General features: G+C 65.8%; 12 protein-coding genes. 6 read left to right on the top strand and 6 right to left on the bottom strand.

The genetic code is table 11. From position 1 onward, the window contains the following. Positions 1-15 precede the first annotated feature (15 nt). Together E4J89_RS13790 and E4J89_RS13785 are read left to right on the top strand one after the other, a co-directional pair. Entirely contained in the window at positions 16-1,650 is a 1,635-nt protein-coding gene (locus tag E4J89_RS13790; protein ID WP_136786732.1) for an amidohydrolase family protein, read from the top strand. 520 nt (positions 1,651-2,170) lie between these two features. Continuing rightward, positions 2,171-2,902: a polyprenol monophosphomannose synthase gene (locus E4J89_RS13785; protein WP_136786731.1), complete on the top strand. Its 732-nt coding sequence runs from the start codon at positions 2,171-2,173 to the stop codon at positions 2,900-2,902. 114 nt (positions 2,903-3,016) lie between these two features. On the opposite strand, the gene E4J89_RS13780 is transcribed toward E4J89_RS13785, so the two are convergent. The 3 genes from E4J89_RS13780 to E4J89_RS13770 all read right to left on the bottom strand — a co-directional run bounded on the left by E4J89_RS13780 (position 3,017) and on the right by E4J89_RS13770 (position 5,119). Beyond that, positions 3,017-3,364, bottom strand: coding sequence for an RNA polymerase-binding protein RbpA (locus E4J89_RS13780; RefSeq protein ID WP_136786730.1), 348 nt, complete (start codon positions 3,362-3,364; stop codon positions 3,017-3,019). A 288-nt stretch (positions 3,365-3,652) separates the two neighbouring features. After that, complete coding sequence (locus E4J89_RS13775; RefSeq protein WP_136786729.1) at positions 3,653-4,585, bottom strand: SPFH domain-containing protein; 933 nt, start codon at positions 4,583-4,585, stop codon at positions 3,653-3,655. Between the two features lie 60 nt (positions 4,586-4,645). After that, positions 4,646-5,119: an NfeD family protein gene (locus E4J89_RS13770; protein WP_136786728.1), complete on the bottom strand. Its 474-nt coding sequence runs from the start codon at positions 5,117-5,119 to the stop codon at positions 4,646-4,648. A 266-nt stretch (positions 5,120-5,385) separates the two neighbouring features. Between E4J89_RS13770 and E4J89_RS13765 the strand changes: the two genes are divergently transcribed. Next, the gene (locus tag E4J89_RS13765) at positions 5,386-6,030 is read left to right on the top strand and encodes a hypothetical protein (RefSeq protein ID WP_136786727.1); all 645 of its coding nucleotides are present in this window, start codon (positions 5,386-5,388) and stop codon (positions 6,028-6,030) included. A gap of 56 nt (positions 6,031-6,086) precedes the next feature. Here the strand turns inward: E4J89_RS13765 and E4J89_RS13760 are convergent, their stop codons facing one another. Further along, a complete protein-coding gene (locus E4J89_RS13760; protein ID WP_169304008.1) occupies positions 6,087-6,971 on the bottom strand; it encodes a putative RNA methyltransferase in 885 nt (294 codons plus the stop codon). 74 nt (positions 6,972-7,045) lie between these two features. Between E4J89_RS13760 and E4J89_RS13755 the strand changes: the two genes are divergently transcribed. Next, positions 7,046-9,112: a S9 family peptidase gene (locus tag E4J89_RS13755; protein WP_136786725.1), complete on the top strand. Its 2,067-nt coding sequence runs from the start codon at positions 7,046-7,048 to the stop codon at positions 9,110-9,112. 23 nt (positions 9,113-9,135) lie between these two features. Here the strand turns inward: E4J89_RS13755 and E4J89_RS13750 are convergent, their stop codons facing one another. Then, complete coding sequence (locus E4J89_RS13750; RefSeq protein WP_240691898.1) at positions 9,136-9,768, bottom strand: peptide deformylase; 633 nt, start codon at positions 9,766-9,768, stop codon at positions 9,136-9,138. 60 nt (positions 9,769-9,828) lie between these two features. Next, positions 9,829-10,698 carry a hypothetical protein gene (locus E4J89_RS13745; RefSeq protein WP_136786723.1) on the bottom strand — a complete coding sequence of 290 codons (870 nt, stop codon included), beginning with the start codon at positions 10,696-10,698 and terminating at the stop codon, positions 9,829-9,831. A 112-nt stretch (positions 10,699-10,810) separates the two neighbouring features. Here E4J89_RS13745 and E4J89_RS13740 point away from each other — a divergent pair, with 112 nt between their 5' ends. Beyond that, positions 10,811-11,737 (top strand): 5'-3' exonuclease, encoded by a 927-nt coding sequence (locus E4J89_RS13740; protein WP_136786722.1) that lies wholly within the window; start codon positions 10,811-10,813, stop codon positions 11,735-11,737. A gap of 193 nt (positions 11,738-11,930) precedes the next feature. Continuing rightward, on the top strand, positions 11,931-14,315 hold the full coding sequence (locus E4J89_RS13735) for an excinuclease ABC subunit UvrA (protein WP_136786721.1): 2,385 nt from the start codon (positions 11,931-11,933) through the stop codon (positions 14,313-14,315). Positions 14,316-14,948 lie beyond the last annotated feature (633 nt).

Genomic DNA, 14,948 nt, shown 5'->3' with positions numbered 1-14,948 from the left:
CCTGAAAGGATCTCCATGAGTAACTCCGCCCTGCCCGCCGCCTCGGGTGTCACGCTGTACCGCAATGGCAGCATCTACAGCGCGGCCGACCCCTATGCCACGGCCATGCTGGTTGACGGCGGCACCGTGGCGTGGATCGGATCCGAGCATGCCGCCACGTCCATAGCGGACAACACCATGAGCATTGTCGACCTGGACGGTCGGCTGGTGGCCCCCGGGTTCGTGGATTCCCATGCCCACGTGACCCAGACTGGCCTCGCCCTGTCCTCGCTGAATCTGGCCGGTTGTGCCTCACTGGCCGAACTGCTCGATGCGGTCGCAGCAGCTGCGCGGCAGAACACGGGGCCCGTGCTGGGACACGGCTGGGATGAAACCCGGTGGCCGGAGCACCGCGCACCGAGCGCTGCCGAACTGGACCGCGCCGCGGCGGGGGCAGAGGTCTTCCTGACCCGGGTGGACGTCCATTCAGCAGTGGTCTCGGCGGCGCTGGCAGCCCGGCTGGCGCTGGCCGAGGTGCCCGGATGGACCGCCAGCGGCACCGTCAGCGGGCCGGCGCTGGAACGCGCTCGGCACGCTGTCCAGGCTCCCGCTGCCGGCCGGCGGGAAGAACTCCAGCGCAAGGCCCTGCAGCACGCGGCTTCCCGAGGGTACGTCGCGCTGACGGAAATGGCTGCCCCGCAGCTGGGACCCGCCGAGGACCTGCTGGGACTGCTGGCGCTGAGCGATGCCGAACCCGGACCCAGGATCCTGCCGTATTGGGGCGAGCTGATGACCTCGGCCGGACAGGTCTCCGAGACCATGGAACGCTTTGCCGGGCGCCTGCGGGGGCTGGGCGGCGACTTGACCATGGACGGCTCCATCGGGTCCCATTCCGCGGCCATCAGCGCCGGCTATGCCGACCGGCCGGGCGAACACGGTTCGCTGTACCTGGAAACCGAGGCAGCTGCCCGGCACCTGGAGTTGACGGCTGAGGCAGGCATTCAGGCCGGCTTCCACGTGATCGGCGACGCCGCGCTCCTCCGGGTGCTGGATGCGCTGGATCTGGCCGCCGAACGCGTCGGACAAGCGACGGTGCGGTCCGCCCGTCCGCGCCTGGAACATGTGGAGATGCTGCCTGATGGAGCACTCGAGCGGCTGCTGCAGCATGGCGTGACGGCCAGCATGCAGCCACTCTTCGACGCGTATTGGGGCGGGAGCGACGGGATGTACGCCACCCGTCTTGGTGCCGAGGCTGCACTGGCGATGAATGCGGTGGGCACGATGCAGACCGCGGGCGTTCCAGTGGCCATCGGATCCGACGCCCCGGTGACCGAACAAAGCCCATGGGCAACCGTGAAGGCATGCCTGGAGCATCACAATCGGGGCGAGCAGATGTCTGCACGGGCTGCGTTTTTGGCGCACACGCGGGCAGGCTGGCGGGCGGCAGGGGAGCGCAACCCGATGGAGGGGCAGCTGGCTCCGGGGACACCGGCCACCTTCGCTGTCTGGGATGCGGATGAACTTTCCATCCAGACGCCGGACTCGCGGGTGTCTGCCTGGAGCACGGATGCCCGCGCCGGCACCCCCATGCTTCCGTCTCTGGACAATGGGCGGTTGCCGGAATGTGTCCGGACCGTGGTGAACGGAATAACCATCCATGACGCGTTCTAGGGCGGGTGGTGCCGGGGGAGCGGTCCGGGCCGCATGGAGGAAAATCTGAATGAAATGTTTAATTTCTGCTCATTTCCGCAGTAAGGAGACCTGCTCTGACGTGCATCTTTGGACAAAACCGCAGGTCAGAGCGGTATTGACACTTCCTACATAGCCAGTAGGCTGAAGTCTCAGTGGGCCGGTATTTCTTCGCGGATTTCGGCCCGTGCCGGGGAGAGCGGCAGCTGGCGGTAGCCTGCCTCTGGGCGGTTGCACCCTTTGCCCCTTGACGAACCGGCACTTTCCAGGGTAGGTCCGCATGTCAGTAGAAAACATGTCTGCGTTCCCCTACAGGTTTGCTTTCGTGGCCCGAAGGCATGCGGACCTACCCGCCCTTCCTCCCGATACCGGCCGCCCGGACTGTCTGCCAGCTGGCCATCCGGGCGATGGCCTATACTGGACCGTCGATGTGGAAGCCTTTGGGCACCTCACGCATCATGGAATCTGCGGTTTTGCAGCACAACGTTCGAAAGGCCACTGAGTGCGGGTCGTCACCATCATCCCGACGTACAACGAGATTGAGTCCCTCCCGAAGACAGTAGCCCGCCTCCGCTCCGCCGAACCCGGCTCCGACATCCTGGTGGTCGACGACAATTCACCGGATGGCACCGGCGCCCTCGCCGACCGGATGGCCGCTGAAGATTCCGCCATCCACGTGCTCCACCGCGAGGGCAAGGCCGGACTGGGCGCAGCCTACATCGCCGGATTTCGCTGGGGCCTCGACGCCGGCTACGACGTGCTGGTGGAAATGGACGCCGATGGCTCCCACCAGCCGGAAGAACTGAACCGGTTGCTGTCCGCGCTGCGCGAGGGCGCAGACATGGCCAAAGGCTCGCGCTGGATCCCCGGCGGCAAAGTCGTCAACTGGCCCATCCACCGCAAGGCCATTTCCCTGGCTGGCAGCCTGTACTCGCGGATCATGCTGGGTGTGACCATCCGCGACATCACCGGGGGCTACAACGCCTTCAAGGCCCAGACCCTGCGCACCATCGATCTTGCTGCCGTGGAATCGGTCGGTTACTGCTTCCAGATCGATCTCACCTGGCAGACCCTGAAGGCAGGGCTGACAGTCCGCGAAGTTCCGATCACCTTCGTCGAGCGGGAGTACGGCGACTCGAAGATGAGCGGTGCAATTGTTGCCGAATCGATTGTGCTGGTCACCAAATGGGGGATTGCCGACAAGTGGCGCAGGCTTCGCGCCAAGAGGGCCTGAGCCGCGCGAGCGCTCCGGACCCGGACGAATGCATCAGAGGCCGACTTAAAAGCAGAGGGAGCAACCCGGATTCCGGGTTGCTCCCTTTAGCTTTGGCGGCTGAGAGGCGAGGCGTTAAGCGGTGCGCCGTTCCCCGCGGCGTTCGCGGAGCTTGGTCAGGCGGTCTTCGAGGATCTGTTCCAGTTCCTCCACGCTGCGGCGCTCCAGGAGCATGTCCCAGTGGGTGCGCACTGGCTTGGCATTCGGGTCAACGGGCCTTTCTCCGTCGACCAGGAGCGCCTCTTTGCCGGATTTGGAGACCCAGACTGCGGGAATCTCGGCCTCTGCGGCAAAAGTGACGAACACCTGCTCGCCATCCTCGCAACGGTACTCAACGCGCTGGCGCGGAGCCGGCTCGACACCGGATTCGGTCTCCATGCTCTGCGCTCCGAGGCGCATACCCCGCAGGCTACGATCGCTCATGATCTCTCCCTCTTGTCTTGTGGCGGACCTGGTGCTTGGACCACGTCCGCGATGGCTCGCTAACACCCTCAACGTCGGCGGGCGGCCGTCTGTTCCCGGTCGCAGATGATAAAGGCAATCTGCTCCACGTCAAGGATGGTTATGAGCGGCAACTTCCCGGCAAACAACCCATTATAGTCCGCGCCCCTGTTTCAGGTAAAACGCCGCCGGGCTGCTGCGGGTCCCGGCGGCCACAGGCTCACAGATGCCTGGGCCGCCGGGTCCTTCATGAGGCTGCGGTCGTGCGGCCTAACCGCGCGGCGCGTTGTCGGCTGCGGAGACCGCCGGCGTGCCGTCCTCCGGAGTCGCAGCGCCCAGCACGCTGCCAATGCCCTTGAGCGCTTCGCCAACCTCGCTGGGGATGATCCAGAGCTTGTTCGATTCGCCTTCGGCAAGCTTGGGGAGCGTCTGCAGGTACTGGTAGGCCAGCAGCTTTTGAGTGGGGTTGCCCTTGTGGATAGCGTCGAACACCTTTTGGATGGCCTGGGCTTCGCCGTCGGCCCGCAGGATGGCCGCCTTGGCATCGCCCTCCGCCGCAAGGATGGCAGCCTGCCGCTGGCCCTCCGCGGTCAAGATCTGGGACTGCTTGAGGCCTTCGGCAGTCAAAATGGCCGCGCGGCGGTCACGTTCGGCCCGCATCTGCTTTTCCATCGAATCTTGGATGGAATGCGGTGGATCAATCGCCTTGAGTTCCACCCGTGAGACGCGGATCCCCCAGCGGCCGGTGGCTTCGTCCAGGACTCCACGCAGCTGGCCGTTGATCTGATCACGGGACGTGAGCGCCTCTTCCAGGTTCAAGCCGCCCACCACGTTGCGCAGGGTAGTGGTAGTCAGCTGCTCAACAGCCTGGATGTAGTTGGCGATCTCGTAGGTCGCGGCCCGGGCATCGGTGACCTGGAAATAGACCACGGTGTCGATGGAGACCACCAGGTTGTCTTCGGTGATCACCGGTTGCGGCGGGAAAGAGACAACCTGTTCGCGCAGATCCAGCAGTGGCAGCAGCCGGTCCACGAAGGGGATCAGGATGGTTAGTCCCGGGTTCAAGGTGCGCTGGTACTTGCCCAGTCGCTCCACAACGCCGGCCCGTGCCTGCGGGACGATCCGTACGGCCCGGACCAGGACGATCACGACGAACAAGATCAGGACCAGCAGCACGATCCAGATTGCGATATTGCTATCCATAGTTCCCCTCTAGGAGTGGTGTCAGTGACTCGGGTGCCGGAATCCAGCCCGGCGCGGGTCTTACTGGGCCGGGAGCGGCCCGTCTGTTCGTTGTGGTGTCACGACGGCGGTCGCGCCCTCGATCCGGGCCACCGAAACGCGCTGACCGGCCGGAATGGCCGATCCGTCCGCAGACCTTGCGGTCCAGGTATCGCCGCCGATCTTGACCACGCCGGAATGGTCGGTGACGGATTCAAGCGTCATCGCTGATTCACCAATCAGCCGGTCCACGTTTGTTGCTTGCTCCCGCGGTCCACGGCGCAGATGCCGCAATGCGACCGGCCGGACGAATAGCACCATCAGCAAAGCGACGACGCAGAAGATGACCACCTGCAGCCAGAAAGGCAGCCCGAGCAAAGCCCCGAACAGGGCCACCAGTGCGCCGGAGGACATCATGATAAAAAATAGGTCCAGCGTCATCATTTCGACGATGGCCAAGATCAGGAACACGACCAGCCAGAGTACCCAGCTGTTGGCGACAAGCCATTCGATCATCAGTACTCCCAGATGTTGGAGCAGCCGCCGTTTCCTGAGCCTGCATCGTTCAAGCAGGCATCCACCGCGAGCTGCTGCTGCCCTTGATGCTTCCATCATGCCCGACGGCGGGGCGGGTCGGCGTGAAATTGGCCACTTGCGTGCGGGATTGGGCGTATCGTGGCCAAGTTGTAACCAGAACGGCGTTGCCGGGAAGTCAGACCGCGGGCTGGATAGGATGGTTCGGTGCTGAATACCGCGCCCCACCGCGTCTCCCGGAGCCTGCCATGCAGACAGTACTGACCAGCAGCCGATTGTCCCTGAGGACGCTGCGCCTGTTTGTCGGTCTCTTCGCCTACGGCATCGCGATCGCCCTCATGATCCGGGCCAGCCTCGGTTCCGCGCCGTGGGATGTGCTGAGCCAAGGAATAGCCCGGGCAGCCGGCATGAGCTTCGGCTGGGCTACCGTGGCGATCAGCGCGGCTGTGCTGCTGCTCTGGATCCCGCTGCGGCAGAAGCCGGGCGCAGGCACCATCGCCAACGCACTGCTCGTTGGCTTTTTCGCCGACATTGGTCTGCTGGTCATTCCGCACTGGCATCATCTGGCCGCGCAGATTGCTTCTTTCAGCGTCGGATTGCTGCTGCTGGCTGCCGCCAGCGCCCTGTACATCGGAGCTGGACTGGGCCCCGGCCCCCGCGACGGCTTGATGACCGGCCTGCATGCTGTCACCGGGTGGCAGGTCTGGATAGTCCGGACCGGGATCGAAGCAGCGGTGACCCTCACCGGGTGGCTGCTCGGCGGCGTCGTCGGGCTTGGCACGCTGGTGTTTGTCCTGGCCATCGGACCGCTGATCCAGCTGTTCCTGAAATGGATGTTTGTCGATCTGGCGCCGGCCGCCCCCAAGGATGCCTCGGCCGAGCCCGTCCACTGATCGTTCCCGTCCACCGACCCGGAAGGGGCGCAAGGCCGTGCCTTGCGACGACGGGCCTATCCGCGGCCGCGGCGCCGATACGTCGACACAGTGAACCGCGCGGTTACCTGAAATCCGCCGGCCGCAGTCGCGTCGGCCGCGGCAGCACGGATCTCTCCGGCATCGCTGTGGTGGGCGTTAGGTCCCATCATGACCAGCTGCACCATATCCTCGGCGTCCAACTGGAGCGGCACCTGGAGCTGCACCTTGTCCACTCCCTCGAAGCCGTCGCCCAGGGTGGTGCCCAGCCGCTCTGCTTTGTCGGCATCCACGGCCAGCAGCGGTACCACGTCGCGCAGTTCGCCCAGGTGCCCGGGCGCTGCCGTGGCCACCACCAAGTGGCCGCCGGGTTTCAGCACCCGGGCAAACTCCGCGGGATTTCGCGGGGCGAAGACGTTGAGGATCAGGTCGGTGCTGCCGGCAGCCAGCGGAAGCGGCTTCCACAGGTCCCAGACCACGCACAAGGCGTCCGGCAGGGCACGGGCTGCCCGGCGCAGGGCGAACTTGGACAGATCCAGCGCGAATGCCCGGCCATCCATCACACTTCGCAGCACGGCTTCAAGGTAGTAGCCGGTACCTGAACCGGCATCCAGCAGCACGGGTGCCGGCGTGCCGGCCAGGAGCGTGCCGGCGGTCGCCGCCAGTTGCCGGGCCAGCGGAGCGTAGTGTCCGGCGCCCAGGAAGGCGTCGCGTGCGGCGACCATCTCGGCCGTGTCCGGAATAAAGCGGGTGCCGCGGCCGGTGAGCATGTTGACGTAACCCTGCCGTGCGCCGTCGTACTGGTGGCCTGCCGCACACCGCAGGCCTTGGGCCGGGACCTGCCCGGCGGCTTCCAGTTGTTCTCCGCAGACCGGGCAGAGCATCAGCGGGACCAGATCCAGGGGGCGTACGGCGGAGGGCATGCTCCATCCTAGGCAGCGCGGACGGCGGTGCGGCTGATTGGCTCCGGCCCGGCGATGAGACTAGGCTCACAAGGGTGAGATCTGAAGACATTGCTTTATTTAATTCGTTGTCCGCCCCAACACTCCACCCGGACGGTAGCCGTGCGGCGGTGTCCGTCACCCATCCTGACTTTGCGTCGGACAGCTATGTAGGGCAATTGTGGGAGGTTCCGCTTGATGACGGCGGAGCGCCTCGCCGCCTGACCCGCGGCTTCAGGGACACCGCGCCGTGCTACTCGCCCGACGGCGGTTCGCTGGCCTTCCTGCGGGCGGCGGCACCGGGGGAGCGGCCGCAACTGATGGTGGTGGACAGCCGCGGCGGAGAGCCAGTGGCCGTCACCGACCAGAAGCTGGGGGTCTCCGCTTTCATCTGGGCACCGGACTCCCGCCGCCTGGTCTTCGCCGCCCGCGTCCCGGAGGAGGGTCGCTACGGCAAGCTGGACGGCGTGGGCCCCGGTGCCGAAGATGCCCGGCTGGTCACCGGCTTCAAGTACCGGATGAACGGCGCCGGCTACACGGGCGACAAGCGCAGCCACTTGTTTATGGTGGACACCCCGGACTTGCAGGCGGAACCGGCGGTTGCGCCCGTGGGCCGGGCGCGGAAGGCCACCGAGGACGCCGGCGCCGAGTTTTCGGCGGTAGCGCCCGCACGGCAGCTCACCAGCGCGGACGCCGACCACGACAGCCCGGTCTTCAGCCCGGACGGGCGGACGCTGTACTTCGCCGCCGCGCTGCACAACAGCGCGGATGAAGATCTGCGGCGCGACGTGTACGCCCTCGATCCTGAAGCCTTGGACGAGCAGCCAAAGCTCCTGTCCAACCTGGCCGGCGAAACCCTGGGCGCCGGCTCTCCTGCGCTCAGCAACGACGGCGACTGGCTGTTCTATCTGGGCAGTTCGATCGGCAACGGAACGGACTTCGTCGCCCGTAACACCGCACTCTATGCCGCCCCCGTGTCCGCTCCGCACGAGGTCCGGCGGCTGACCGATCCGGAAACGTTGGACCTGGCCGAGGGCGACCTGGTGCCCACCGGTCCAGACTCGGTGCTGGCCGTGAACCGGCACCGCGGCTCAGCACAACTGCTGGAAGTATCGGCCACGGGCAGCAGCACCGTCCTTGTCGACGGGCCGCTGAATGTGTCGGCTGCTGCACACGCCGAAGGCCGGACGGTCGTCAGTTTTTCCGACGCCGGTACGGCAGGGGACCTCGGACTGGTCGCCGGCGCCGGACTGTCCCGACTGACCGACTTCTCTGCCGCCCTGCGCAGCACGGGCGTTGCCGAACCACTCGAAGAGGTCTTTGCCTCGGACGACGGCTACCCGGTGCACGGCTGGGTGTTGCTGCCCGAGGGCGAGGGGCCGCATCCAGTGCTGCTGAACATCCACGGCGGGCCGTTTGCCCAGTACGGCTGGGAGGTGTTCGATGAGGCGCAGGTCTATGCCAAGGCGGGCTACGCCGTCGTGATGTGCAACCCGCGTGGATCCGCCGGCTACGGCCAGACGCATGGCCGCGCCATCAAGGGTGCCATGGGGACCGTGGATATGGCCGATGTGCTGGCGTTCCTGGATGGCGCGGTGGCAAAGTACCCGCAGCTGGACGGAAGCCGGCAGGGCATCATGGGCGGCTCCTACGGCGGCTACCTGACAGCCTGGACGGTGTCCCAGGACCACCGGTTCGTCGCGGCCATCGTGGAGCGCGGTTATCTGGATCCGCCGTCGTTCGTCGGCTCCTCGGACATCGGCTGGTTCTTCTCGGACGAATACACCGGCACCGATCCGGAACGCGTCCGCGGCCAGAATCCCTTTGCCCAGCTGGACTCGGTACGCACCCCGGTGTTCGTCATCCATTCCGAAGAAGACCTGCGCTGTCCGCTGGAGCAGGCCCAGCGCTACTACGTGGGGCTGAAGCAGCGCGGCGTTCCCACCCAATTGCTGATCTTTCCCGGCGAGAACCATGAGCTCTCGCGTGCCGGCACCCCGTGGCACCGGAAGCAGCGCTTTGACGAAATCCTGCGCTGGTGGTCCACCTACCTTCCCACCGAGCAGAACAACGACGGCGGCTTCGCTGCCGCCGCCGGGGCGAAAGCAGCTGCGCCGGCGTAGGGTAAGCCGGTGCGGGCGCCGGCCTAGAAGTCTAGGCCGACGCGCGCCTGATTGACCGTCGGCTGCGCCCAGAAGCGCATGTACTCGGCATTGCCGCAGAGCGACCGGGGCAGCATCTTGTCCACGTAGATGGTGCCGGCCAGGTGATCGGTTTCATGCTGCACAATCCTGGCCGGCCAGCCGGTGAAGGTTTCCTGCCGGTGGCTGCCGTCGGGAAGGTCGTAGTCCAGTTCGACGCTACTGTGCCGTTCCACCACGCCTTGGAATCCGGCGAAGGACAGGCACCCCTCATAGAAGGCGGCCGTTTCCTCGCCGACGGCGCGGTAGGACGGATTGATGATCGCGAAGTAGGGGAGCGGGGTGCGTTGCCGCGCTTCGGCCACTTCGGGGTCCGCGGCGTAGCTGTCTTCGAGAACCGCGATCCGCAGCGGCACCCCGATCTGCGGAGCGGCCAGTCCGACGCCGGGGGCAGCCTGCATGGTCCGGCGCATCAGCTCCAACAACGCGGCTAGGCCCGCAGCGTCCAACTGCCCGTCGAACACCACTGCCTGCTGCCGCAGCATCGGATCGCCGATTTGCAGGATGGGGGCAGGTTCGCCGGAGGCGGCCAGCGATTGAACCAGATCACGCAGTTGCTCGGCAGAGTAGTCGGTCACAGCTGTCAGTGTAGGCGCTGGCACGCCGCGGCAAACGCAGACACCGGCCGCCGGAGGCCGTCAGCCCCTCTGGCCGGCGGCTTGGCAAGCAGCGGTGATGAAGCGGTACACCGCGCGGTCAAAATCATGGCCGCCATCGAGCCGCAGGACGCCGTGGTGGTTCCCGGCTGCGATGCTGACCGGAATCCGGGTGCCCAGCTTGTCCTCGGCCAAAGCATGCGGATCGCAACGCATCGGCACCACCTGCAGGCTCAGGCGGGATGCCGCATCAGCTCCGTCCACGCGGAGGTTCCTGGGCCAGGCATGTTTGCTGTCCTCGTCCAGCAGGGTGGTGGTGCCAAAGGATTCAATGACCAACGACTCCTTCCCGCCCGTCGGCCGGACGTCTATGCCGACCAGTGCGGAGCGGCTGCCTGGCAGCACTTTTAGTGTCTGGTCAATCCGCAGCGCTGCCACCGAACCCGCAGCCTGCGCCAAGCAGTCCTCCGAGTGGTTCCGGGAGAGCACGTTGTGCGGATCGTTGGCCCGGACTTCGACGGTGCTCAGCCCTGACCGTTCGCCGTCCATGGTCACCGTTATCCGGTGCCCCGCAGCCTCATCCGCCGCTTGACCGGCCGAGCACTCGGCCGGAGGCAGCTCAGCGGGCAGGCTGACGGTTGAACCGGCCGAGACCTTCGTGCCGCCGACGCGCGTGGGCTTCCAGTCCGCCGCTCCGTCATACAGCGGTGAATGCAGTGTGGCTGAGGTCACCAGCACGGGATCAGGGGAAATGTTCGTGATCAGCAGGTTGACCACACGGTCCGTGTAGTGCGCCCGGCCCTGGTCAACGGCGGCCGCCACCGGGTGGTTAGCCGGCGGGGTGGCGGGGGACAGGCCTCCGGGGGCGCCGGTACATCCGGAGGTGAAGACTGCCGCCGTCAACAGCAACACCGAACACTTTCGATTCCTTCGGCTGCCGTGACCCATGGCACTAAGGTAGTACCAACTCCGGGGGACCTGGTCCCTGTCAGCAGCGAAAGGGCAACTTGTGGACGAACGACTCATGCTCCTTGACACCGCCTCGCTGTATTTCCGGGCCTTCCACGCACTGCCGGATTCCATCAAGTCCAAGGACGGAACTCCGGTGAACGCCGTCCGCGGATTGCTCGACATCATCGCCCGGCTGGTGGCCGACTACCGGCCCACCCACCTGGTGGCCTGCTGGGACAACGACTGGCGTCCCGCGTGGCGGGTCGAACTGATTCCGACCTATAAACGCCACCGCGTGGCCTCGACCGTGCCCGGGGGCGTCGATGTTGAAGAGACTCCGCCGGGGCTGGTGGCCCAATTGCCTTTGATCCGCGAGGTGCTGGCCGCGCTTGGCCTCGCCGTCGTCGGAGCTGACCAGCATGAGGCCGACGACGTGATCGGCAGCCTTGCAGCCCAGGCCAACGTTCCCGTCGATATCGTGACCGGAGACCGGGACCTGTTCCAGCTGGTGGACGACGAGCGGGACATCCGGGTGATTTACACAGCTAAGGGCATGAGCAACCTAGAAGTCCTGACAGATGTGTCCGTGGTGCGCAAGTACGGCGTGCTGCCCGTGCAGTACGCGGACTTCGCCACGCTGCGCGGCGACACCTCCGACGGCCTGCCAGGCGTGCCCGGCATCGGCGATAAGACGGCGGCCGGACTGCTGAAGGACCATGGCAGTTTGGACGGAATAGTTTCCGCCGCCGCTAGTCCGGAGGCTCAGATGTCCGCGCGGTTCCGGGCGAAGATTGCCGAATCCGCTGACTACCTCAAGGTTGCGCCCACGGTGGTCAACGTGGTCCGGGACCTGGACCTCGGGAGCGTTGACGGCCGGCTGCGGGTGCCCGACGATGACCGTGCGGAACGGCTCGACCTGCTGGCGAACGAGCTGAACATCAGCGGACCGCTGGGCCGCGCCCGCAAGGCGTTGGCGACGGTCGGCGCGACCTCCGGCTGAAAGGTGCCGCGAACGTCGCGGCCGAGGCAAACTGCCGTCCCGGGCTCACGCCAAGGCCGCCGTCGTTGGCCGCCGTCCGGAACGGGCAGGAATGGAGAAGTTTGGGCGCCCCGGCCACGGCTAGCATTACGGTCATGGATATCGTCACCTTCGGAGACCCCAACGGTGACCCCGCCTCACAGATGGAGACACGATGAGTACGGCCACGACGACGGACTCGCAGCCGCGGGCGCACGCCGCAGACAGCCACGACATGATCACCGTGCAGGGTGCGCGGGTGAACAACCTCAAGGACATCAGCGTTGCGATCCCGAAACGGCGCTTGACGGTCTTCACCGGAGTCTCCGGCTCGGGCAAGAGCTCGCTGGTGTTCGCCACCATCGCCGCCGAGTCCCAGCGCATGATCAACGAGACTTACAGCGCCTTCGTGCAGGGCTTCATGCCGACCCTGGCCCGGCCCGAGGTGGACATGCTCGAAGGGTTGACCACGGCAATCATCGTTGACCAGGAGCGGCTGGGCGCCAACCCGCGTTCCACCGTCGGCACGGTCACGGACGCCAACGCGATGCTGCGGATTCTGTTCAGCCGGCTGGGGGACCCGCACATCGGCTCGCCCAACGCGTATTCGTTCAACGTTCCGTCGGTCAAGGCCAGCGGTGCCATCACCGTGGAACGCGGCGGCAAGACCAAGGCCGAAAAGGCCACCTTCCACCGGCTCGGCGGCATGTGCCCGCACTGTGAGGGCATGGGCTCGGTGAGCGACTTTGACCTGACCGCGCTGTACGACGACACCAAATCGCTGTCCGAGGGCGCGCTGACCGTACCCGGCTACAGCATGGACGGCTGGTACGGCCGGATCTTCAGCGGGGCGGGCTTGCCCATGGATAAGCCCATCGGCAAGTACAACAAGAAGGAACTGCACCAGCTGCTCTACGCCGAACCGACCAAAATCAAGGTGGAGGGCATCAACCTCACCTATGAGGGGCTGATCCCCAAGATCCAGAAGTCGATGCTCTCCAAGGACCGTGAGGCGATGCAGCCCCACGTCCGGGCCTTCGTGGACCGGGCGATCACGTTCGCCACCTGCCCCGATTGCGGCGGCACCCGGCTGGCCCAGGAAGCCCTGTCATCGAAGATCAGGGGCAAGAACATCGCCGACCTCTGCTCGATGCAGATCACCGACCTGGCGGACTGGGTCCGGACGCTGGATGAGCCTTCGGTCGCGCCGCTGGTCACCGGGTTGCAGCACCTGCTCGACTCTTTCACCGAAATTGGACTCGGCTATCTGTCCCTCGACCGGCCCTCGGGCACCTTGTCCGGGGGAGAGGCGCAGCGCACCAAAATGATCCGGCATCTCGGGTCGTCCCTCACGGACGTGACCTATGTCTTCGACGAGCCCACCATCGGCTTGCACCCGCACGACATTGAGCGGATGAACCAACTGCTGCTGCAACTGCGGGACAAGGGCAACACCGTGCTGGTCGTCGAGCACAAGCCGGAGACCATCGCGATTGCGGACCACGCGGTCGATCTGGGCCCGCGGGCCGGCACCGCAGGGGGAGAAGTCGTGTTCGAAGGCAGCGTGGACGGGCTGCGCGGCAGCGACACGCTGACTGGCCGGCACCTCGACGACCGCGCGGCCCTCAAAGCAACCGTCCGCGAGGCCAGCGGCGCCCTGGAGGTCCGCGGCGCCACCACGAACAACCTGCAGGGAGTCGACGTCGACATCCCGCTCGGGATTCTCTGTGTCCTCACCGGGGTCGCCGGGTCAGGTAAGAGCTCGCTGATTAACGGCTCGGTTGCCCGCCGCGACGGCGTGGTGGTGGTTGATCAGGGCGCCATCCGGGGTTCCCGGCGTAGCAACCCGGCAACCTACACCGGACTGCTTGAGCCGATCCGGAAGGCGTTTGCCAAGGCCAATGGCGTCAAGCCGGCCCTCTTCAGCTCAAACTCAGAGGGCGCCTGCCCGGTGTGCAACGGTGCCGGCGTGATCTACACAGAGCTCGGCATCATGGAGACCGTGGAGTCAACCTGCGAGGAATGCGAAGGCAAGCGCTTTCAGTCGGCAGTGTTGGAATACACGCTGGGGGAGAAGAACATCGCGGAAGTGCTCGCGATGTCGGTGACTGAGGCCGAGGAGTTCTTCGGTTCCGGCGAGGCGCGCACCCCGGCCGCGCATAAGATCCTGGACCGGCTGGCGGACGTTGGCCTCGGTTACCTCACCTTGGGCCAGCCGCTCACCACCCTGTCCGGCGGAGAACGGCAGCGGCTCAAGCTGGCCACGCAGATGGCGGAGAAGGGCGACATCTACATCCTCGACGAGCCGACCACCGGACTCCATCTGGCCGACGTCGAGCAATTGCTCGGCCTGCTGGACAGGCTCGTGGATTCCGGCAAATCCGTCATCGTCATCGAGCACCACCAAGCAGTCATGGCCCATGCAGACAGGATCATCGACCTGGGGCCGGGGGCCGGCAATGAGGGCGGAAGGATCGTCTTCGAAGGCACTCCCGCGGAGCTGGTTGCCAACCGTTCCACCTTGACCGGCAAGCATCTGGCGGCCTACGTCGAAGCCTGACACTGCATCAGCCGCTGGGGTGATTCTGCGCCATGCCGACGGGCGTGGCGCAGAATTATGTCAACCTAACCGCGCGGCGTGCCGTACCAAGCGGGAGAGCACGGAAGGCCCTGGCTTGATCTCCTGAGCCCCTCAGGCGGCGTCGTGGAGGCGGTGATACGGAGACGACAGACACCTGATCAGGGTGATGCCCGAGGCAATGCCGTGCGAGCATTGCAGGCGCACGGGTGCTGCGCGAACAGCGTCAACGGGCGAACTTATCAACGGGCAACTGACACCCAGACAACATGGCCGACATGGTGACGTTGTCTGCGCGTTCAGGTCTCGGCACAGCCGCATGCCGCTGGCACGACGGCGGGCCGGCTTGATGCCACGGCGTCGTGCAGAGAAAGCCGCCCGCAGTTGGCTTCCAACGAGGTTCACCCGAGCGGGATAGACCAGTTGCCAGATCGCCTGTGAGGCTCCCCGCCCGGCCCTATTCGTAACGCCGATAATCCACATTATGTCAACTAGAACAGTGATTATTGCATCCGATGCACGACAGGCCCTCCACTGCCGCGACTTCGGCACCACACTGCATGGACGACACCACATCGTCTCTGACCTGCGGAAACGTCCTTCAGAAAGTCGAGT

It is taken from the genome of Arthrobacter sp. CAU 1506 (genome assembly GCF_005047635.1).
Classification (GTDB): domain Bacteria; phylum Actinomycetota; class Actinomycetes; order Actinomycetales; family Micrococcaceae; genus Crystallibacter.
Note: the sequence above shows the minus strand (reverse complement) of the source record. Positions and strands in the feature narration are given on the sequence as shown.